This window comes from Amycolatopsis sp. NPDC004772 (assembly GCF_053601215.1).
In genome coordinates this window covers 1-19,418 of record NZ_JBSGBK010000087.1, presented here as the reverse complement: position 1 = coordinate 19,418, position 19,418 = coordinate 1, and the positions used below count along the sequence as shown (strand labels likewise).

The 19,418-nt window shown below is 71.7% G+C and carries 19 protein-coding genes; 11 read left to right on the top strand and 8 right to left on the bottom strand.

All coding sequences use genetic code 11. The features are described from left to right. Positions 1-7 precede the first annotated feature (7 nt). The 3 genes from alr to tsaE are packed head-to-tail and all read left to right on the top strand — an operon-like array spanning position 8 to position 2,681. A complete protein-coding gene (gene alr, locus ACWEF6_RS35145) occupies positions 8-1,126 on the top strand; it encodes an alanine racemase (RefSeq protein ID WP_449686877.1) in 1,119 nt (372 codons plus the stop codon). Next, positions 1,123-2,220 carry an alpha/beta fold hydrolase gene (locus tag ACWEF6_RS35140; protein ID WP_449686876.1) on the top strand — a complete coding sequence of 366 codons (1,098 nt, stop codon included), beginning with the start codon at positions 1,123-1,125 and terminating at the stop codon, positions 2,218-2,220. Before alr ends, ACWEF6_RS35140 begins: the two co-directional genes overlap by 4 nt. Continuing rightward, the gene (gene tsaE / locus ACWEF6_RS35135; RefSeq protein ID WP_449686875.1) at positions 2,217-2,681 is read left to right on the top strand and encodes a tRNA (adenosine(37)-N6)-threonylcarbamoyltransferase complex ATPase subunit type 1 TsaE; all 465 of its coding nucleotides are present in this window, start codon (positions 2,217-2,219) and stop codon (positions 2,679-2,681) included. Before ACWEF6_RS35140 ends, tsaE begins: the two co-directional genes overlap by 4 nt. A gap of 51 nt (positions 2,682-2,732) precedes the next feature. On the opposite strand, the gene ACWEF6_RS35130 is transcribed toward tsaE, so the two are convergent. From ACWEF6_RS35130 to ACWEF6_RS35120, 3 genes are all read right to left on the bottom strand, one after another. Beyond that, entirely contained in the window at positions 2,733-3,695 is a 963-nt protein-coding gene (locus ACWEF6_RS35130; protein WP_449686892.1) for a serine hydrolase, read from the bottom strand. A 96-nt stretch (positions 3,696-3,791) separates the two neighbouring features. Further along, positions 3,792-5,123: a carboxyl transferase domain-containing protein gene (locus ACWEF6_RS35125; protein WP_449686874.1), complete on the bottom strand. Its 1,332-nt coding sequence runs from the start codon at positions 5,121-5,123 to the stop codon at positions 3,792-3,794. Next, entirely contained in the window at positions 5,116-6,540 is a 1,425-nt protein-coding gene (locus ACWEF6_RS35120; RefSeq protein WP_449686873.1) for an acyl-CoA synthetase, read from the bottom strand. The genes ACWEF6_RS35125 and ACWEF6_RS35120 overlap by 8 nt, the downstream gene beginning before the upstream one ends. A gap of 99 nt (positions 6,541-6,639) precedes the next feature. Between ACWEF6_RS35120 and tsaB the strand changes: the two genes are divergently transcribed. Genes tsaB through tsaD form a run of 3 tightly spaced genes read left to right on the top strand, consistent with a single transcriptional unit; the run spans position 6,640 to position 8,827 of the window. After that, complete coding sequence (tsaB, locus tag ACWEF6_RS35115; RefSeq protein WP_449686872.1) at positions 6,640-7,305, top strand: tRNA (adenosine(37)-N6)-threonylcarbamoyltransferase complex dimerization subunit type 1 TsaB; 666 nt, start codon at positions 6,640-6,642, stop codon at positions 7,303-7,305. Then, positions 7,302-7,781: a ribosomal protein S18-alanine N-acetyltransferase gene (rimI, locus tag ACWEF6_RS35110; RefSeq protein WP_449686871.1), complete on the top strand. Its 480-nt coding sequence runs from the start codon at positions 7,302-7,304 to the stop codon at positions 7,779-7,781. The genes tsaB and rimI overlap by 4 nt, the downstream gene beginning before the upstream one ends. Then, positions 7,781-8,827 carry a tRNA (adenosine(37)-N6)-threonylcarbamoyltransferase complex transferase subunit TsaD gene (tsaD, locus tag ACWEF6_RS35105; protein ID WP_449686870.1) on the top strand — a complete coding sequence of 349 codons (1,047 nt, stop codon included), beginning with the start codon at positions 7,781-7,783 and terminating at the stop codon, positions 8,825-8,827. The genes rimI and tsaD overlap by 1 nt, the downstream gene beginning before the upstream one ends. Positions 8,828-9,085: 258 nt before the next feature. Here tsaD and wecB read toward each other — a convergent pair whose 3' ends face one another. The 3 genes from wecB to ACWEF6_RS35090 all read right to left on the bottom strand — a co-directional run bounded on the left by wecB (position 9,086) and on the right by ACWEF6_RS35090 (position 11,286). Beyond that, on the bottom strand, positions 9,086-10,231 hold the full coding sequence (wecB, locus tag ACWEF6_RS35100) for a non-hydrolyzing UDP-N-acetylglucosamine 2-epimerase (RefSeq protein WP_449686891.1): 1,146 nt from the start codon (positions 10,229-10,231) through the stop codon (positions 9,086-9,088). A 96-nt stretch (positions 10,232-10,327) separates the two neighbouring features. Further along, positions 10,328-10,507 carry an LPXTG cell wall anchor domain-containing protein gene (locus ACWEF6_RS35095; protein ID WP_310967614.1) on the bottom strand — a complete coding sequence of 60 codons (180 nt, stop codon included), beginning with the start codon at positions 10,505-10,507 and terminating at the stop codon, positions 10,328-10,330. 11 nt (positions 10,508-10,518) lie between these two features. Beyond that, a complete protein-coding gene (locus tag ACWEF6_RS35090) occupies positions 10,519-11,286 on the bottom strand; it encodes a choice-of-anchor P family protein (protein ID WP_449686869.1) in 768 nt (255 codons plus the stop codon). 359 nt (positions 11,287-11,645) lie between these two features. On the opposite strand from ACWEF6_RS35090, the gene xrtP reads away from it, so the two are divergent. Both xrtP and ACWEF6_RS35080 read left to right on the top strand, forming a co-directional pair. Beyond that, entirely contained in the window at positions 11,646-12,155 is a 510-nt protein-coding gene (gene xrtP / locus ACWEF6_RS35085; protein WP_449686890.1) for an exosortase P, read from the top strand. Further along, positions 12,152-13,528, top strand: a complete 1,377-nt coding sequence (locus tag ACWEF6_RS35080) for a glycosyltransferase family 2 protein (protein WP_449686868.1) — start codon at positions 12,152-12,154, stop codon at positions 13,526-13,528. Before xrtP ends, ACWEF6_RS35080 begins: the two co-directional genes overlap by 4 nt. A 21-nt stretch (positions 13,529-13,549) precedes the next feature. Here the strand turns inward: ACWEF6_RS35080 and ACWEF6_RS35075 are convergent, their stop codons facing one another. Then, positions 13,550-15,424, bottom strand: a complete 1,875-nt coding sequence (locus ACWEF6_RS35075; RefSeq protein WP_449686867.1) for an N-acetylmuramoyl-L-alanine amidase — start codon at positions 15,422-15,424, stop codon at positions 13,550-13,552. Between the two features lie 264 nt (positions 15,425-15,688). Between ACWEF6_RS35075 and groES the strand changes: the two genes are divergently transcribed. Together groES and groL are read left to right on the top strand one after the other, a co-directional pair. Beyond that, on the top strand, positions 15,689-15,982 hold the full coding sequence (gene groES / locus ACWEF6_RS35070; RefSeq protein WP_004559922.1) for a co-chaperone GroES: 294 nt from the start codon (positions 15,689-15,691) through the stop codon (positions 15,980-15,982). 91 nt (positions 15,983-16,073) lie between these two features. After that, the gene (groL, locus tag ACWEF6_RS35065; RefSeq protein WP_449686866.1) at positions 16,074-17,687 is read left to right on the top strand and encodes a chaperonin GroEL; all 1,614 of its coding nucleotides are present in this window, start codon (positions 16,074-16,076) and stop codon (positions 17,685-17,687) included. Between the two features lie 113 nt (positions 17,688-17,800). Here groL and ACWEF6_RS35060 read toward each other — a convergent pair whose 3' ends face one another. Continuing rightward, entirely contained in the window at positions 17,801-18,103 is a 303-nt protein-coding gene (locus ACWEF6_RS35060; RefSeq protein ID WP_033261506.1) for a WhiB family transcriptional regulator, read from the bottom strand. A 248-nt stretch (positions 18,104-18,351) separates the two neighbouring features. On the opposite strand from ACWEF6_RS35060, the gene ACWEF6_RS35055 reads away from it, so the two are divergent. Beyond that, positions 18,352-19,257: a MerR family transcriptional regulator gene (locus tag ACWEF6_RS35055; protein ID WP_449686889.1), complete on the top strand. Its 906-nt coding sequence runs from the start codon at positions 18,352-18,354 to the stop codon at positions 19,255-19,257. The last annotated feature ends 161 nt before the right edge of the window (positions 19,258-19,418 follow it).

Genomic DNA, 19,418 nt, shown 5'->3' with positions numbered 1-19,418 from the left:
AGGCGCTATGTCGTCTTCCAGTTTCCCGCGGGCCCAGGTCGACATCGACCTCGACGCGATCCGCCACAACCTCACCCTGCTGGGCGCCCGCGCGCCCGGCGCCCAGGTGATGGCCGTGGTGAAGGCCGACGCCTACGGCCACGGCGCGCTGCCGGTGGCGCGCGCCGCGGTCGAGGCCGGGGCCACCTGGCTGGGCACCTGCTCGCTCGGCGAGGCCCTCGCCTTGCGCGAGGGCGGCATCAAGACCCGGTTGTTCAGCTGGCTGGACACCCCGGACGTCGACTTCGCGGCGGGTATCGAAAACGACGTCGACCTCGCCGCCAGCTCGCTGGGTGAGCTTCGCCGCATCGCCGCGGCCGCGAAACCGGGTACCCGGGCGCGTGTGCACCTCAAAATCGACACCGGGCTCTCGCGCAACGGCTGCCCGCCCGCCGCGTGGGCCGAGCTGGTCGAAGCGGCGGCCGCCGAACCGCGGGTCGAGGTCGTCGCGATCTGGTCCCACCTCGCGTGCGCGGACGAGCCGGACCACCCGGCCACCGACCAGCAGGCCAAGCGCTTCGCCGACGCCTACGACGTCGCCCGCGCGGCTGGGCTCGACCCGATGCGGCACCTGGCGAACTCCGCGGCCCTGCTCACCCGGCCCGACCTGCACTTCGACGTCGTGCGGCCCGGCATCGCGATGTACGGGCTGAACCCGGTGCCCCAAACCGAAGACCTGCACCCGGCCATGACGTTCCGCTCGGCGGTCGCCCTGGTCAAGCGGATCGAAGCCGGCGAATCGGTGTCCTACGGGCACACGTGGACGGCCGAGCGGGACACGAACCTCGCGCTCGTCCCGGCCGGGTACGCCGACGGCGTGCCCCGGAGCTTGTCCGGCCGCATGGACGTCTGGCTCGGCGGGCAGCGGCGGCCGGTCGCCGGGCGGGTCTGCATGGACCAGCTGGTGGTCGACTGCGGCGACGACGAACCGGCCGTCGGCGACGAGGTCGTCCTGTTCGGCGCCGGGACGCGCGGCGAGCCGACCGCCCGGGAATGGGCCGACAAGCTGGGGACCATCGACTACGAAGTCGTCACCTCGATGTACCGCCCGCGCGTGCGGCGCCGGTATCTGGGGGACCGCGGGTGACACCTTCACGACGACTGCTGGCCATCGCCGGCGGGGTCGGGGCCCTGGCCACCGGCACCGCCGCCGCCGCTATCGTCGCCGCGCAGCAGCGGCGGCACAGTGAGGATCCGTACGTGGACGAGCCGCTGGGGGAGCTGAAGCCCGACCGCACTTCGACGGTCGCGGCCGAGGACGGCACGCCGCTTTCGGTCGAGGAAATCGACTCCGACGACGGCGGCGAACCGGAACTGACCGTCGTGGGGGTGCACGGCTTCGCGCTTTCGCGGCGCTGCTGGCACTTCCAGCGCCGCGACCTCGCGTCGCTGAGGCTGCCGCGCGTGCGTCAGGTGTACTACGACCACCGCAGCCACGGCCTCTCCGGCGCGGCTTCGGCCGAGACGTCGACCATCGAACAGCTGGCGCGCGACCTCGACTGCGTGCTGCGGTCCGTGGTGCCGGAGGGGCCCATCGTGCTGATGGGGCACTCGATGGGCGGCATGGTCATCATGGAGCTGGCCGCCGAGTTCCCCGAGCTGTTCGAAGACCGCGTCTGCGGGGTTGCCTTCATCGCGACGGCGGCGGGCGAAGTCGGGGCACGCGGGTTGCCGCGTTCGCTGCTGTCGAAGTACAACCCGCTGACACGCGCCGCCGGTGGCCTCGCGGGCTGGCAGCCCGGGCTGGTGGAGTTCGTCCGCGCGGCGGGCGGCCAGCTGACGCGGCAGGCCGTGCGGCGGCTGGCGTTCGGCAGCCGCGACGTCGCGCCCCGGCTCGTCGACTTCATGCTCGAGATGCTGGAAGTGACGCCGGTGCGCGGGCTCGTCAACTTCGTCGACACGCTCGGCAGCCACAACCGCTACGCGGCCCTGGCCGGCCTGAAGCACGCGGAAGTGCTGGTCATCGGCGGCGACTCGGACCGGTTCACGCCGTTCGCGCACGCCGAGCGGATCGCGGCCGAGCTGCCCGACGCGGAGCTGGTCCGCGTCCGCGGCGCCGGCCACATGGTCCAGCTCGAGCAGCCCGAGCTGGTGAACAGCCATCTGATCGATCTCCTGCAACGCTGTTCCGGTGTGGACGGCGAATCCTCGTCCCGGCGAACCTGGTGGTGGCAGCGTTGAGTTTCGTGTTCCCGACCCCCGACGACACAATGGACTTCGGGCGCGCGCTCGGCCGGGTGCTGCGCGCGGGTGACCTGGTCCTGCTGGCCGGCCCGCTCGGCGCGGGCAAGACGACGCTGACCCGCGGCATCGCGGACGGTCTCGGCGTCGGCGGCCGGGTGAGCAGCCCGACGTTCGTGCTGGCCCGCGTCCACCCGGCGGGCGCTCCCGGCGTGCCGTTGGTGCACGTGGACGCGTACCGCCTCGGCGGCGACCTGTCCCAGCTGGACGACCTGGACCTGGACACCGACCTCGAGCGCTCGGCGATCGTGGTCGAGTGGGGCGAGGGTTCGGCGGAGCGCCTGTCGGAGGACTACCTGGTGGTGCGCCTGGACCGCCGCGAGGACGACGTCCGCGAGGTGACGCTCGAACCGCACGGCACCTGGGCCGACCGCGTCCCGGAGCTCGCCCAGACCTCGTGAGTGGTAAGGAGGGTTCTAACCCTCCTTACCACTCACGACCTCGGTAGCTGCTCAGCCGCCGTTGTACTGCTGGTAGGCCGGGGCCCGGAACGTCCGGGCGCCGGCGCCCGCGATCTTGTCGACCGCGCGCAGGAACTTCGGCCCCATCTTCGCGGTGGCCTGCCGGACCGGGTGCGTGGCCCCGAAGTCCTCCGGGCTCGCCTGGCCGTGCGCGAACATCGAGTAGGTCAGCACCGGCTTGCCCGCGGTGTCGAACATGATCCCGGCCTCGTTGCGGCCGTCGTTCAGCCAGCCCGCCTTCGTGGCGATCCTCGCCCGGTCGACGGACGACATCTCCCGCCGGATCCCGTCGGTGAACGCCACCTGCGACCGGAGGATGGACAGCAGGTAATCCGTCGACGCCGCGCTCAGCAACGTGCCCGCGACCAGCGCCTGCAGTAGGTCGTGGGTCTCGCGCGGAGTGGTCTGGCCGAGGAAGTAGCGGTTCGGGTTGGCCACCGGCGTCACCTGGGTCTTGGGGAAGCCCTTGGCCACCAGGATCTGGTTGATCTCGGCCGCCGGGACGACGAGCCCCACCAGCCGGACGCACGTGTCGTCCGAAACCGTGAGGAACAGCGACAGGACGTGGCCCAGCGTGAACGCGCTCGGGTACGCCTTGTCCAGGATGATGATGCCGTCACCACCCGGCACGACGATGCTTTCCGGCACCTGGACCTGCTGGTCCAGGGTGAGCAGGCCGCGGTCGATCTTGTCCATCAAGGTGACCGCGACGGCCACCTTGTTGACGCTGTACGCCTCGACGACCTCGTCGGACGCCACGTCCACGGCCGCTTGGCCGGCCACGCTGATGTAGGAGTTCCAGGTGCCACCCGCCTCGGCGGCCGCGGCGTCGTAGACGCGCTTCACCTTCTGCCTGGCCCGGTCCGGTGTGGCCGGGCTGGCCTCGATGTCTGCCTCCTGCGCGGACGCGGGAGAGCCGGCCAGAATGCTTCCGGCGGCGACGGCGGTCCCCAAACCGAACGCCGCCCGCCTGTTGAGTCGATACCCCATCGCAAGATCCAACCACGGACGGACCAGCTCGCCCAGGCGTCGTGAGTGTTAAAGAGGGTTCTAACCCTCTTTAACACTCACGACCGCGCGCGCGACGCCCAAGTCCACGAGGTCCTGGGGCCGCAGGTGGAGCTGGTTGGCGATGTCCGGCACCTCTTCGGGCGGGCGCTTGAGGATCGCCGCCGCGGCTTCCGGGGACGTCACCGAGAAGTACGCGTCCGGCGCCACCCACGTCGAACCCGCCGCGGCGAACGCCAGTGCGCCGCCCGAGCCGCCTTCGCCGATCACCAGGGTCGTCACCGGGATCGAGGCCGTCGCCACCGCGCGGAACAGCTCCGCGATCGCGCCACCGACCCCCGCCTGCTCGGCCGCCGCGTCGTTCGCCGCGCCCGGGGTGTCGACCAGCGTCAGCACCGGGATGCCCAGGCGGGACGCCAGCCGCACCAGCCGGGCCGCCGTCCGGAAGCCGGACGGCAACGTCGGCGTGCCGCACTGGGCCGCGTACGCGATCGTCCGGCCGTCGCGCCAGCCGAAGCCGCAGGCGACACCCGGGTCCGCGCCGCCGACGCGGTCGCCGCTGATGTCCTCCCGCCAGTCGAAGTAGGCGTCGAGGTATTCGGCCGCCCGGGCCCGCTCCGGCGAACGCGCCGCCTGGACCGCCTCCCACCCGGTCTCTGGCGGGGCCGCGGGCCGCAGCGCGGTGGGCGGCGGTGCCGCGGCCGAGGACAGCGCGGTCAGCAGCCGCAGCCACCGCTCCAACGTCACGCCGAGGTCCTCCGGCGCCACGACGGCGTCCACCTGGCCCCAGCCGAGGTGCGCCTCCGCGGTGTACGCCTCCGGCGAGCCCGGCGGGCGCACCCGCGAGCCCGCGAAGCCGACCTGCGCCTCCGGCAGCGCGAGGACGACGTCGGCGCCCGCGCCGAGGGTCGCCCAGCCGCCGCCGGTCGTCGGGTCGCGCAGCACCGAGATCTGCGGGATGCCCACCGAGCGCGTCAGCGCCGACGCCCGCGCCACCCGCTGCAGCTGCATCAACGCGCGCATGCCCTGCTGCATGCGGCTGCCACCGGTCGCGATCAGCGACACCACCGGCAGCCGCACGTCCCGGGCGTGCGCGAACGCCGCCTCGATCCGGTCGCCCGTGCGCTGCCCCAGCGAGCCGCCGAGGAACCCGAATTCGAAGGCGATCAGAACGGCTTCGACGTCGCCGATCTTCGCCGTCCCGCAGACGACCGACTCCTTCTCGCCGGTGCGTTCTTCCGCCGCGGAACGCGCTTCCCGATAGCCCGGCCAGCCGATCGGGCCGTCCGCGGGTTCCTCGCGCAGCGGCGTGGCGAACTCGGTGAAGCCGCATCCGATCGCGCCGACGACCTCGCGCGCCGGCAGCCTAGGCACCGAGGGCCCGCTTCATGACCTTGCCCATGTCATTGCGCGGCAACGCATCCAGGTACCGGACCACCCGCGGGCGCTTGTGCGGCGCGAGCAGCTTCGCAACGTGGTCGGCGAGTTCCTCGGCCGCCGGCGGCTCGCCCGAGGGCACGATCCACGCGACGATCCGCTCGCCGAGGTCGTCGTCCGGCTCGCCGGTGACCGCCGCTTCGGCGACGCCGGGGTGTTCGAGCAGTGCGTTCTCGATCTCGCCCGCGCCGATCTTGTAGCCGCCGCTCTTGATCAAGTCGGTGGCCTTGCGCCCGACGATCTTCACGTACCCGTCGGCATCGCGCGTGGCCATGTCGCCGGTGCGGAACCAGCCGCCGTCGAACGCGGCCGCGGTCGCGTCCGGCCGGTTGAGGTACCCGGTGAACAGGTTCGGGCCGCGGACCTGGATCTCGCCGACCGTCTCGACGTCTTCGATCACTTCACCGGCGTCGCCGACCAGCCTGAGTTCGACGCCCCGCAGCGGCACGCCGACCGTGCCGGGCTTGCGTTCGCCGTCCGCGCGGACGCTGGTGTTCATCAGCGTCTCGGTCATCCCGTAGCGCTCGACGACCTGCTGGCCGGTCGCCGCGGTGATCCGCTGGTGGTCGTGCACCGGCAGCGCCGCGGATCCGGAAACCAGGAGCCGCGCTTTCCGGAGCGCTTCGGCCAGCGCGGCGTCGGAGCCGACCTCGCCGGCGATCCGGTGGTACATCGTCGGGACGCCGAACAGCATCGTGGCGCCGTTCGAGAGTTCGCGCGCGACGCCCTCGGTGGAGAACCGGCCGAGGTGGCGCACCGAGCCGCCGCGGCGCAGCGGGCCGAGGATGCCGAGGATCAGCCCGTGCACGTGGAAGAGGGGAAGCGCGTGCACGAGGACGTCGTCGGCCGTCCAGCCCCAGGCGTCCTCCAGGGCGTCCAACGTGGTCGCGAGCGCGCGCCGGGGGAGCACGACGCCCTTCGGCGGCCCGGTGGTGCCCGAGGTGTAGACGATCAGCGCGGGCGACTCGGCGTCCGGTTCGTCCGAGATCGGCGTTGTCCCGCCGGTCAGCGGGATGTCCTGCCGGGGCAGGGCGGCCAGGCCGGACGGCAGCTCGACGCCGGGTTCGGCCAGGACGAGCGCCGGTTCGCTGTCGGCGAGGATGTGGGCGAGCTCCCGTTCGCCGATCTTCGGGTTGAGCGGCACCGCCGGCACCCCGGCGAGCAGCGCGGCGACGACCGCGACGCTCGTGTGCAGGGTCGGCGTCGCCCACACCGCGACCCGGCCGTCCGGCAGGTCGCGGGCGAGACCGCCGGCGACGGCGGCGAGATCGTCGTAGGTCAGGGCGTGGTCGCCGAAGCGCAAGGCAACCTCGGCGGCACCGGCGACGAGCGTGGGGAACAACGGGTCGGGCACCGCGGGGACCTCCCAGTGTCGGACTCCAACCGCACGTTACCGTGCCGATCCGTCCCCTGCAGCAAGCGGCCTAAGGCGCTGGTCGTAGGCTGGGACACCGTGTTGGTACTGGCGATCGATACCTCGACCCCGGCGGTCACCGCGGGCGTCGTCGCGCTGGACGGCGGCTTGGTCGAGACGCGCGGTGACCGCGTCACGGTCGACCCCCGCGCCCACGGAGAGCTGATCACGCCGCACGCGCTGGCGGCCGCCGAAGCCGCGGGCGTGACCCTCAAGGACCTCGACGCGATCGTCTCCGGCGTCGGGCCGGGGCCGTTCACCGGCCTGCGGGCCGGCATGGCCACCGCCGCCGCGCTGGGCTACGCGCTCGGCATCCCGGTGTACCCGGTCTGCAGCCTGGACGCGCTGGCCGCCGACGTCCTGCCGGGGGACAACGCTTTCCTCGTGCTGACCGACGCCCGGCGCCGCGAGGTCTACTGGGCCGCCTACGACGCGCAGGGGCGCCGCACCGACGGCCCGCACGTCCAGCGCCCCGCCGACCTCGGCACGGACATCGAGGTGGCGGCCGGCGACGGCGCGCTGCTGTACGCGGACGCGCTCGGCGTCCGGCCGGTCGAGCCGCGCTTCCCGTCGCCCGCCGGGCTGGTGAAGGTCGCGCAGGCCGCGTTGCTGGCGAAGGAGCCGCCGGGCCCGCTGACGCCGTTGTACCTGCGACGTCCCGACGCCGCCGAGCCCGCGGCGCCGAAACGGGTGACCGCTCCGTGAGACTCGAGCCGCTGCGCCGCATGGACATCGCCCGGTGCGTGGAGATCGAGAAGATCCTGTTCCCCGGCGACGACCCGTGGAGCGCCCGCGCCTTCCACTCGGAGCTGGACGCGGGCAACTTCTACCTGGCCGCCCGCCCGGACGAGGGCGACGAGCTGCTCGGGTACGCCGGCCTGGCCGTCGTCGGGCGCCGCCGCGGCGAGTACGAGGCGACCGTGCACACCATCGGCGTCGCGCCCGAGTACCAGGGCCAGGGCATCGGCAAGGCGCTGCTGCAGGCGCTGCTGGCGCGGGCCGACGAGTTCGAGGCACCGGTGTTCCTCGAGGTCCGCACGGACAACACGACCGCGCTCGGCCTGTACGAGCGCCACGGCTTCGAACGGCTCGGCATCCGGAAGCGCTACTACCAGCCTTCCGGCGCCGACGCGTACACGATGGTCCGCCCGGCGCGGACGCGAGACGGGGTGGCGGGCTGATGGCACGCATCATCATGGGCATCGAGAGCTCGTGCGACGAGACCGGCGTCGGCCTGGTCCGCCTGCACGACGACGGCACGGTCGAGCTGCTGGCCGACGAGGTGGCCTCCAGCGTCGAGCAGCACGCGCGGTTCGGTGGTGTGGTGCCCGAGGTCGCCAGCCGCGCGCACCTGGAGGCGATGGTCCCGACGACCGAGCGCGCGTTCGCCACGGCCGGGCTGTCGATGTCCGATGTGGACGCGATCGCGGTGACGGCGGGGCCGGGCCTGGCGGGCGCGCTGCTGGTCGGCGTCTCGGCGGCGAAGGCGTACGCGACGGCGCTGGACGTGCCCCTGTACGGCGTCAACCACCTGGCCGGGCACATCGCGGTGGACACGTTGCAGCATGGGCCGTTGCCGACGCCGTGCCTGGCGTTGCTGGTTTCCGGCGGGCACACGCAGTTGTTGCGGGTCGACGACATCGCTTCGTCGATCACCGAGCTGGGGTCCACTGTGGACGACGCGGCGGGGGAGGCGTACGACAAGGTCGCACGGGTGCTGGGCCTGCCGTACCCGGGTGGGCCGCCGATCGACAAGGCGGCCAAGAACGGCGATCCGGCCGCGATCGCGTTCCCGCGCGGGATGACGGGTCCGCGGGATGCCGCGTTCGACTTTTCCTTCTCCGGTTTGAAGACCGCGGTGGCGCGGTGGGTCGAGGGTGCCGCGCGGCGGGGGGAGGAGATTCCGGTGGATGACGTCGCGGCGTCGTTCCAGGAGGCTGTCGCGGATGTGTTGACGGCCAAGGCGGTTCGTGCTGCGCAGGAGCAGGGGATCGACACCATGGTGATCTCCGGTGGCGTGGCGGCCAATTCGCGCCTTAAGGAGTTGGCGGCGGAGCGTTGTGCTGCTGCGGGGATTGAGCTGCGGGTTCCTCGGCCTCGGCTGTGTACGGACAACGGTGCGATGATTGCCGCTCTGGGGGCGCATGTCGTGGCTGGTAAGCGGCCGACTGCGCCTTTGGAGTTCAGTGCCAATCCGGCTTTGCCGGTTAGTGTGGTTTCGCTGTAGCTCCTGGGAGGTTGAGGGGCACCCGGCGAGTGAGCCGGCTTTCCCCGCCACCCCGAAGCCTGGATTGTGACTACGGCCGACGGCGCCGCGTCAAGGCGGGAAAGCGTGCCTTGACCCGGCGCCGTCGGCCGTGTTGTGGCTTCGGATCGGGGTTGCGGGGGTGTGGGTCCCGTGGTCCGGTTGGCGACGCTGCCGCTGGCGGGTTGCCGTGCGGCGGGGTTGCCGTGCGGTGGGGCGGTTGCCGTGGGGCGGGTCGCGCTAGGAAGCCGTCGCCGGGGTCACGGCCCTCACGCCCAGCAGTTCCTCGATCGCCGCCACCGCCAGCGCTGCCGCATTGCCCTCGCCGTAAGGGTTTCCCACCTGGGCCGGGCGTAATTCTCCGCTCAGCAGGCGCGCCGCCAGGTCCACGATTCGGGCGGTGTCCGTGCCCGACAGCCACGCGCAGCCCGCCTCCACCACCTCGGCGCGCTCGGTCACGTCGCGCAGCACCACCACCGGGGTGCCGAACGTCGGGGCCTCCTCCTGGATGCCGCCCGAATCCGTCAAGACCAGGGCAGCCAGCCTCAGCGCGCGGACCAGGTCCGGGTACTCCAGCGGGTCCGTCACCGTCACCCGGGGGAGGCCGGCCAGCGCCGCCTCCACCTGGGCGCGGACCTGGGGGTTCGGGTGCGCCGGGAACAGCACCTGGACGTCCGGGTGCTCGGCCACGATCAGTTGGACCGCCGCCAGCGTGCGCTCCAACGGCTCGCCCCAGGACTCCCGGCGGTGGGACGTCACCAGCACCAGCCGCTCGCCCGCCTCCGCGAGCTCCATCTCCAGCAGCGCCAAGGCCGTGTCGCGGGCCGGGAGGTCGCGGGCCGCGATTTCCAGCACCGCGTCGACCACCGTGTTGCCCGTGACCGCGATCTGTTGCCGCGCAACGCCTTCCGCGCGCAACGCCGCCGCCGCGGCGAGGGTCGGGGCCAGGTGCAACGCCGCGATGCGGGACACCATCTGCCGCGCGCCCTCCTCCGGGAACGGCGCCGCGAGGTCGTGCGTGCGCAGCCCGGCCTCCAGGTGGACCACCGGGATGCCCAGCCAGAACGCCGCCAGTGCGCCGGCGAGCGTCGTCGTCGTGTCGCCCTGGACGACGAGCGCCGCCGGGGAGTGGCGGCGCAGCACGTCGTCGAGTGCCGGCAGCAGGCCCGCCACCAGCTCGGCCTGGCTGCCCGTCACCCGCGGTGGCACGTCGAGCCACGCGTCCACGGCCAGCCCGAACGGCTCCAGGGCCTGCTCGACCATGCCCGGGTGCTGCCCGCTGTGGACCACCACCGGGCGCAGCACCGGATGCGCCGCCAGCGCCAGGGCCAGTGGCGCGAGCTTGACGGCTTCCGGCCGCGTTCCGGCCAGCAACATCACGTCCACCCCGCGTCGCCCCTTCTCCACATCACTCAGTGTCCAGCAAATTTCGACCCGCGGGGCCGCCGGCGTGCGAGGGGCACACGCCGGCGGCCCGCTTCCTCAATCCCGCGCCCGGGAGAGACGGCGGTTGCGGCGGTGGACGGCGATCAGCGCGACGGTCCCGAGCAGGACCAGCAGCACGCCGACGGCCAGCCACCACCCGATGTCGGCACCGGTGGCGGCGAGGGTCCCGACCCCGCCACCGGCCACGCCGACTCCGGCGCCCGGCATCTTGTACATCCGGACCTCGCTCAGGCCTGCGCGGAACGGCGGCGGAAGATGCGCGTCCCGACCGGCACCGCGACGGCGCCGAGCAGGCCGAGCCCGATCCAGAGCCCGGCGCCGGACGCCAGCGGCATCGGCGGCGCGGCCGGGCCGCAGGTCGCCGACGACACGACCACGTCACCCGAGCCGAGCGCCTTGAGCCCGCCGCCGAGCAGCTTCACGTGGACGGCGTTCACGGTCAGGCTGCCGTCGGGGTTCTTCACCTGCTCGTTGAGGATGATCGTCGCGACGTTGAGGTCGCCGAGACCGACCTTGATCTGCGTGTTCGCCGCCGGGGCCGCGTCGACCGCGCCGACGCTGCCGAGGTTCGCGCCGACCAGTTTCGTGCTGCCTTCGACACCCTTCTGCGTCGCGGTGCAGACGGCCTCGACGAGCTTGATGCCGACGTTGCCGAGCGCGGCCTTCAGCAGCGGCAGCCCGACGTCGGCGGTGCTCGCTTTCGCCGTCACCGCACCGGAATTTTCGTCGCGCTTGGCCTCGGTGTTGATCGCGCCGGCGGTGAGGACGCCCTTCAGGTCGACCTTCGCCAGGCTGCTGCTGGCCGGCCCCGCGGTGCTCGCGGCCGCGAACGGGCCTGCCTTCACCGCTTCCCGGCCGAGCAGCTTGACGTCGACCTTGACGCCGTACGCGGATCCGTCGCCGGGGGCCGCCGATGCGGGGGCCGCGCCGGCGAGCACGACGCTCGCCACGACCGCGGCGAGCAGGCCGCCGCGGCGCACGAGGGAGCTCTTCATCAAGTGGTCCTCCGAATTCGCTGGATTTATCCGGGGTGCGTGACGGCGGCGCGGATCGAACTCGCTGGCCTCGACTCGGCACGCGGATCGACTATCGCGAAGACCGCGCCGAATAGCACACATAATTTCCCGAATCACCGGATCGGGTAAGGCTCGCTGCCGTTTCCGCTGGTCGTTTTCGACATCACTCGATCGGCGTAACAAGTTCGGCGAAGGTCCAGCCGATTGGGCGGCTTTTCCATCCCTCCGAGTGGAAACGGGCGGCACACATGTCCTACGCTCGCCGGTGCCCGCAACTTGATCGGGAAATCGACACCGAGAGGAACGTCGTGGCGGTAGCGAGCGCTCCGAACTCAGGAATGACACGGTTTCCGCTGGTCGCGGCGCTGGGTGCGCTGGCCGCCGCGGGGGTGGTGGTGGTGCTGGCCGAGCGGTTCTACCGCGAGCTGGAAGTGCGGCTCGCCGGCGCCATCCTCGATCTGTTCACTACATCGGGTGGCTATGTGGTACCCGATCGGGAATCTGTTTACTTTGGGTTGACGAGCGCTGCTCCGTTCGGGTTGAGAATGACGCCGGAATGTTCGTCGGCGTTCCTTTTGCTCCCGCTGCTCGTTGTGACGATGGTCATGCTGTACTTCCGGCCGTCGAATGCGCGGCGCCTGTTCTTTTCGCTCGGCATTTCGGCGCTCGTCGTCGTACTGGTGAACCAGCTCCGCATTCTGACGATCGTCGGGCTGGTGCACGCCTTCGGCACCGACGAGGGCTACTACTGGGGCCACACGCTGCTCGGTTCGATGGTCAGCGTGTTCGGCGGCGCCGTCTCGATCGTCCTGTTCGTCTGGCTGGCCACGCGGAAGAAGAAGGCATGAGCGTCAAGGTCCTGCTGGCGATCACGCAGGCGTTCGCGCTGACCATGAGCGTGGCGTTCCTCGTCTACGTCGTGGTGATCGTGGTGCCGTACCTGCGCCGCAAGCCCGGCCCGGCCGGCGACCCGGACGGCTTCACCTGGCACTTCTTCGTGCCGTGCCGCGACGAGCAGACCGTCATCCGCGAAACCGTCCGCTACCTGCGGACGAACTTCCGCAAGGCGCACGTCTGGGTCGTCGACGACGACTCGGAGGACCGCACCGCCCGCGTGGTCCGGATGCTGTGGCGGCGCCACGGCGGCTACGACCCGTACCTGCACCTCGTCCCGCGCGTGCGCCCCGAAGCCCGCACCGGCAAGGGCGACGCGCTCAACGCGGCCTACCGCGCCCTGAACGACTGGATGGGCCCGGACGCGAGCCGCGACGACGTCGTCGTGGTGGTCGTCGACGCCGACGGCCGCCCGGCCCCGAACTGCCTCGAGGTCTGCGCGGCGGACCACCTCTTCGGCGACCCGGGGATCGGCGCGGTTCAGCTCGACGTGTGGATGGGCAACACCGACACCCCGCCGCCGGGCCGCAACCCGGTGGGCCGCTGGTTCGGCCTGAAGCTCGCGCAGCTGCAGGACCTGGAGTTCCGCACGGCGATCGCGGCGATCCAGACGTCCCGCGGGTTCACCGGCACCATCTCCATGGGCGGCAACGGCCAGTTCACCCGCCTCACCGCGCTGGACTCGATCGCCGGCGAGGCCGGGGAGCCGTGGCGCGGCTCGCTGCTGGAGGACTTCGAGCTCGGTGTCCACCTGCTCACCGCGGGCTGGCGCACCGGGTTCACCCCGGATTCCCATGTGTCCCAGGAAGGTCTGTACAGCCTGCGGCGGTTCCTCGTGCAGCGCACGCGGTGGGGTCAGGGCACCATGCAGTGCGCCCGGTACCTCCGGCGGATCTGGGATTCCCCGCACGTCAGCACGCTCGGCGCGGCGGAGATGATGTACTACCTGGCCCAGCCGTGGCTGCAGCTGCTCGGCTCGCTGCTGTACCCGATCCCGTTCATCCTGCTGGTGGTGGGCACCGCGGGCGACCCGGCGCAGATGTGGACGTGGTTCACCGGCGGCGCCTGGATCCTGTTCGCCATCTACGGCTCGTTCGGGCTGCTGCCGTTCCTCGTCTGGGGCCCGATCTACCAGCTGAAATGCTTGCGCAGCAGGAACATCCTGCGCGGGCTGGGGATGGGCTTCGCGTACGCCGCGTACATCTACACGTTCTACGTGACGTCGTGGCGCGCGCTGTTCCGGCTCGTCCGCGGGCGCAACGGCTGGGCGAAGACGCGCCGCAACACCGAGCAGGCGGCCGGGGTGAAGGTCGCGCTCGACGCGTGAGCGCGACCTCCACCGGAGCGATCAGAACGCCGGGATGATCCGGACGTCGTCGGCCTTGACGAAGGCGATCCGGTGCCCGAACTGGATCTGGACGTACTTGAGCTTGCCCTTCACCACCACGTGGTCCGCCGGGTCGAAGGTGGTCGCCCAGTAGTACTCGGAGCCCACGGTCCCGCCCGAGGAGTACTTCTGGCCGGCGGAAAGGGTGTACGGCAGCGGCGTGATGGCCTGCACGGTCACCCCGGCCGGGTAGGCCTCCGGCTCGGGGTAGGCGCGGCCGTAGACCGGCACCGTCGCGAGGCCCGGCTTCGGCGTCGCGACCCAGCCGATCGCGGGCTTCGCGACCCGGGCGTTGCGCGGGTTGTGGAACCAGCCCTTCTGGCCGAGGTACCAGATCGCCGTCCAGTCGCCGCGGACCTCGGCGACGGCGTACCGCTGCCCGGTCGCGACCCGGCTGCCGACGTCGGAGACGTCCATGGTCGACGGCGTCCCGTTCGGGTGCAGGCCGACGTCGACCAGCAGCGGCGAGGACTCACTCGGCTCCGAGTGCAGCACGACGGCCTCCGAGCCGCGCGGGGTGCACGGCGTCCCGGGGCTGTCGCAGCCGGTGAACGCGGGCTGGTTCTTCGCGAAGTCCGGGTCGATGGTGATCAGCGACGAGCCGGGCAGGCCGAACCCGCCGAGCGGCGCGCCCAGCAGGTCGAAGTAGTGCGACCAGTCCCAATAGGGGCCCGGGTCCCAGTGCATGCCCGCGATCGTCGACGGGACCGTGCCCGGCACGTTGTCGTGGCCGATGATGTGCGCGCGGTCGAGCGGGATGCCGTACTTGCGCGCCAGGTAGCCGACGAGCTTCGCGCTCGTGCGGTACATCGCCTCGGTGTACCAGGTGCCCTTCGCGGCGAAGCCCTCGTGCTCGATGCCGATGGACTTCGCGTTGACGTACCAGTTCCCGGCGTGCCAGGCGACGTCCTTGGTCGGCACGTGCTGCGCGATCAGGCCGTCGGCCGAGCGGATGGTGTAGTGCCAGCTGACGTAGGTCGGGTCCTGGACGAGGTCGAGGACGTTGGCCCAGTAGCCCTCGGTGTCGTGGATGACGATGTGGTCGATCTGCTGGCTCTCGGGCCGGTTCGCGAGGTCGTGGTTGCCGTAGTCGTCCTTCGGCAGCTCCTGGTACGGCGCCGGGACGGACTCGCAGGTGACCCGGCGCGGGCACTCGACGCCGGCCGGCGTCTGCTCGGCGTGCTGCGGGACGACGACGTCGGGCGTCGGGGCCAGCGTGACCTGCTGGCCGTCGTCGGTCGTCCGGGTGGTGCCGGTCTTGATCGTGTCGAAGACCTCGTCGGCGAAGGTCTGCGCCGCGGCCTGGTCCGCGGAGCCGCTGTAGCGCGCGACCGCGGTGTACCAATTGCCGTCGGTGTTGTATTTCGCGAGGAGGGCCGCGCCGCCGCGGATGTTCTGCGCTGGGTCCGTACGCAGCGTTTGTGCGTCGGTTCGGAGCAGCCGCGCGGCCTCGTCGACGGTCTGCAGCGTGGGCGGCGGGGCGGCCGGCCCGGCCTGCGGCCGCACGGCCGGGCGGGCGTCGTCACCCCTGGCGTCTTCGGTGCCCTCGTCGTGGTGCGTGCCGGCGACACCGGCCGCGCGGAGGTCGGTGAGGTGCATGGGGCCGTACCCGGCGGACGTGCTGGGGGTGCCGCCGTTCGTGTCCCAGCGCGACTCGAGGTAGGAGACGCCGAGGAGGATGTTCTCCGGGACGTTGAACTCCTTCGCGGCCGCGGCGAAGTCGCGTTGGCGTTGTGACGTCGTGCCGGCGTGGGCCGGGGTGGCGAGGCCGGTGAGGAGGACGGCGGCCGCCGTGATGGCTGCGGCTCTCGGGAGTGATCCGGTCGACATGGGCATAAACCCCCAGGGTTCGGGTGCCAGAGGTGAGAACCTAACCAGAAACTCACCACGGAGGTAAGGTCCGGTGGGGGTAAAGCGGCCGGTCAGACGGGCTGTGGGGTGCCTTCTCGCACGTCGGGTGGACCCTCCTTGCGAAGCTGGCACTCACGTGGCTAGAGTGCTAAATGCACGGCCCGACAGCCCCGGCACCCGCGACGGCGGGGGTGGTAGAGCCGTAACCACATCCTGCCAACGCTTTCGACGACCGTGGAGGTCAACCCGGTGAGCGTGAACATCAAGCCGCTCGAGGACAAGATCGTCGTCCAGACGAGCGAGGCCGAGGAGACGACCGCTTCCGGCCTCGTCATCCCCGACACCGCCAAGGAGAAGCCCCAGGAGGGCAAGGTTCTGGCCGTGGGCCCGGGCCGGATCGACGACAAGGGCAACCGCGTCCCGCTCGACGTGAACGTCGGCGACGTCGTCATCTACTCCAAGTACGGCGGCACCGAAGTCAAGTACAACGGTGAGGACTACCTGATCCTGTCCGCCCGCGACGTGCTGGCCGTCATCAACTGACGTCCGCTCGCAGCGCATGACGCCCCGGGCCCCGCAGAACGCCGGGGAGCGGGGCGTTCTTGCGTCCAGAGAAAGGTAAGCGGAACACGCTATGCCCAAGCAGATCAACTTCGACGAGGACGCTCGTCGCGCGCTGGAGCGCGGGGTGAACAAGCTCGCCGACGCGGTCAAGGTCACCCTCGGCCCGCGCGGCCGGCACGTCGTGCTCGACAAGAAGTTCGGCGGCCCGACCATCACCCTCGACGGCGTGACCGTCGCCCGTGAGGTCGAGCTCGACGACCCGTTCGAGAACCTCGGCGCGCAGCTCGCCAAGAGCGTCGCCACCAAGACCAACGACGTCGCCGGCGACGGCACCACCACCGCGACCGTGCTCGCGCAGTCGCTGGTGAAGGTCGGCCTGCGCAACGTCGCGGCCGGCGCCAACCCGACCTCGATCGGCCGCGGCATCGAGGCCGCCGCGGAGAAGGTCATCGAGGTCCTCAAGGCCAAGGCCACCCCGGTCAAGGGCCGCGAGAACATCGCCCAGGTCGGCACCGTGACCTCCCGCGACGCCAACATCGGCGCCCTGCTCGGCGAAGCCGTCGAGAAGGTCGGCGAGGACGGCGTCATCACCATCGAGGAGTCGTCGACCCTGGCGACTGAGCTGGTGATCACCGAGGGCGTCCAGTTCGACAAGGGCTTCCTCTCGGCGCACTTCGCGACCAACCCGGAGGAGCAGAAGGCGATCCTCGAGGACGCCTACGTCCTGCTGCACCGCGAGAAGATCTCGGCCCTGGCCGACCTGCTGCCGGTGCTGGAGAAGGTCGTCGAGGCCAAGAAGCCGCTGCTGATCATCGCCGAGGACGTCGACGGCGAGGCGCTGTCCACCCTCGTGGTGAACTCGCTGCGCAAGACGATCACCGCCGTCGCAGTCAAGGCGCCGTTCTTCGGCGACCGCCGCAAGGCGTTCCTGGACGACCTCGCGGTCGTCACCGGCGGCGAGGTGATCTCCGCGGAGATCGGCCGCAAGCTGTCCGACGTCGACCTCGGCGCGCTGGGCAAGGCCCGCCGCATCGTCGTCACCAAGGACGACACCACGATCGTCGACGGCGCCGGCTCCAAGGACGCCATCGCCGGGCGGGTCGCGCAGATCCGCAAGGAGATCGAGACGACCGACTCCGACTGGGACCTCGAGAAGCTGCAGGAGCGGCTCGCGAAGCTCGGCGGCGGTGTCGCGGTCATCAAGGTCGGCGCGGCCACCGAGACCGAGCTGAACGAGCGCAAGCACCGCATCGAGGACGCCGTGGCTTCGACCAAGGCGGCCGTCGAGGAGGGCATCCTGCCCGGCGGCGGTTCGGCGCTGGTCCACGCGGTCAAGGAGCTCGAGGGCGGCCTCGGCCTCTCCGGTGACGAAGCCACCGGCGTCCGGATCGTCAAGGACGCGCTGGTCGCGCCGCTGTTCTGGATCGCGACCAACGCGGGCCACGAGGGCGCGGTCATCGTCAACAAGGTGCAGGAGCAGGGCTGGGGCCAGGGCTTCAACGCGGCCACCGGCGAGCTGACCGACCTGCTGGCGGCCGGCATCGTCGACCCGGTCAAGGTGACCCGGTCCGCGGTGGCGAACGCCGCCTCGATCGCGCGTCTCGTGCTGACGACGGAGTCGTCGGTCGTCGAGAAGCCGGCCGAGGAAGAGCCCGCCGCGGCGGGCCACGGCCACTCGCACTGATTTCCGACGAAGCGGGGCGGCACTCCCTCCGGAGTGCCGCCCCGCTTTCGTGCTTCGAAGGGCACGGAGGGCGGCACCCCACCCGGTGCCGCCCTCCGATGTCTGTGGCGCGCTCAGCCGCCGGACATGCTGAGCGCGCGTTTGTCCGATTTGATGATGTGCTCGCGTTCGGACTCCGAGAGCCCGCCCCAGATGCCGTACGGCTCGTGCACCGCCAGCGCGTGGCTGCGGCACATCTCCAAGACCGGGCAGCTCAGGCAGACGGCTTTCGCTCTGGCCTCCCGCCGGGCCCGCGCCGGGCCGCGCTCGCCGTCCGGGTGAAAGAAGGACGCGCTGTCCATCCCCCGGCACGACCCTTCGAGCTGCCAGTCCCACATGTCGGCGTTGGGTCCTGGGAGCCTGCGCGTGTCTGCCATCCTGACCGCCTCCGTCATCCGGTCGATGCCGCTAGCTGCTCTGCTGTGGTGCCGATACTCCATTCGGTGCAACGGCGGTAACGTTAGAAGCGCGCCAATAGTTGTTCAAGCGATCCGGCGCGATTCAGCCGTTAGGCATCCCCCGGATGTGTGAGCAGGGCTTTCACCTCCGGTTGCCGACCGCGCTGGGGGCCTGGATATTGAGGCTCGTGGGAGCTGGGTCGGGCACCGAAGAACCCACCCTGCCGGTGGCCTCGGTCGCCCGCCGGCTCGGGGTCGCGCCGTCCACCCTCCGAACCTGGGACCGCCGCTACGGGCTGGGGCCCAGCCGGCACACCGACGGCCGTCACCGCCGCTACGGCACGTCCGACATCGGCCGCCTCGAACTGATGCAGCGAGCGTTGCTGAGCGGCGCGTCGACGGCCGAGGCGGCGCGCTACGCCCTCGAGCAGATCCCCCGCTCCGGGCCGCCCCAGCCGGAGGAGCCCGGCGAACTGCCCGGGTCTTCGGTCGAGGACGACGGGCACGAGGTCCGCTCCCGCCTGGCGCGGAGGCTGAGCACGGCGGCGCTGGCCATGGACGTCGGCGCGGTCCAGCGGATGCTCGCGGACACCATCGCCGAGCTCGGCGTGCTCCCGGCGTGGACGGGCGTGATCGAGCCGGTGCTGTCGGCGCTCGGGGCGCGCTGGCGCGGGGCGAGCGCGGGGGCGGAGGTGGAGTACCTGCTCGCGGAGTGCGTGTTCGCGGCCCTGGTCCGCGCGACCCCGGTGCTCGACGAGCCCCGCAACACCCGCCCGGTCCTCCTCGGTTGCGTCCCGGACGAGCGCGACTCGATGCCGATGTACGCGCTGGCGGCGTCCCTGGCGGGGCGGCGGATCGGCGCGCAGCTGTTCGGGGTCCCGCTGCCGGCCGAGGTGCTGGCGGTGGCGGTCCGCCGCAGCGCGCCGGCCGCGGTGGTGCTGTGGGCCCACGGCCGCGGGGTGGCGGACGCGCGCCTGTTCGCCCGCGTCTCGCGCGGCCGTCAGCGGAGCCGGTTGTTCGCGTGCGGCCCGGGCTGGGACCCGGCGGGCCTGCCGGACAAGGTGGAGCTCCTGACGGACCTCCCGAGCGCGGCGGACCGCATCGAGCACGTCCTGGTCGGCGGGCGCCCCTAGTGGCGTGCGTCGCAAGTTGCGTGACGCTCGAGCCGAGCGCCCCAATGTGGCGGGGGGGGGGGGGGGGGGCCCCCCCCCCCCCCGGCGTAAAATTTTGACATGAAACAAACCACAAAGGAGACCTCCTCGGGGGGGCCCGCTCCGAACAGCAAGCACACCCG

What these genes read in the sequence shown, in the direction of transcription:
- ACWEF6_RS35090 (WP_449686869.1), bottom strand. Translation starts at nt 11,286, where the DNA reads ATGAAGAGCTCCCTCGTGCGCCGCGGCGGCCTGCTCGCCGCGGTCGTG.
- tsaD (WP_449686870.1), top strand. Translation starts at nt 7,781, where the DNA reads ATGGCACGCATCATCATGGGCATCGAGAGCTCGTGCGACGAGACCGGC.
- alr (WP_449686877.1), top strand. Translation starts at nt 8, where the DNA reads ATGTCGTCTTCCAGTTTCCCGCGGGCCCAGGTCGACATCGACCTCGAC.
- ACWEF6_RS35060 (WP_033261506.1), bottom strand. Translation starts at nt 18,103, where the DNA reads ATGGCAGACACGCGCAGGCTCCCAGGACCCAACGCCGACATGTGGGAC.
- groL (WP_449686866.1), top strand. Translation starts at nt 16,074, where the DNA reads ATGCCCAAGCAGATCAACTTCGACGAGGACGCTCGTCGCGCGCTGGAG.
- ACWEF6_RS35095 (WP_310967614.1), bottom strand. Translation starts at nt 10,507, where the DNA reads ATGTACAAGATGCCGGGCGCCGGAGTCGGCGTGGCCGGTGGCGGGGTC.
- xrtP (WP_449686890.1), top strand. Translation starts at nt 11,646, where the DNA reads ATGACACGGTTTCCGCTGGTCGCGGCGCTGGGTGCGCTGGCCGCCGCG.
- ACWEF6_RS35080 (WP_449686868.1), top strand. Translation starts at nt 12,152, where the DNA reads ATGAGCGTCAAGGTCCTGCTGGCGATCACGCAGGCGTTCGCGCTGACC.
- ACWEF6_RS35075 (WP_449686867.1), bottom strand. Translation starts at nt 15,424, where the DNA reads ATGCCCATGTCGACCGGATCACTCCCGAGAGCCGCAGCCATCACGGCG.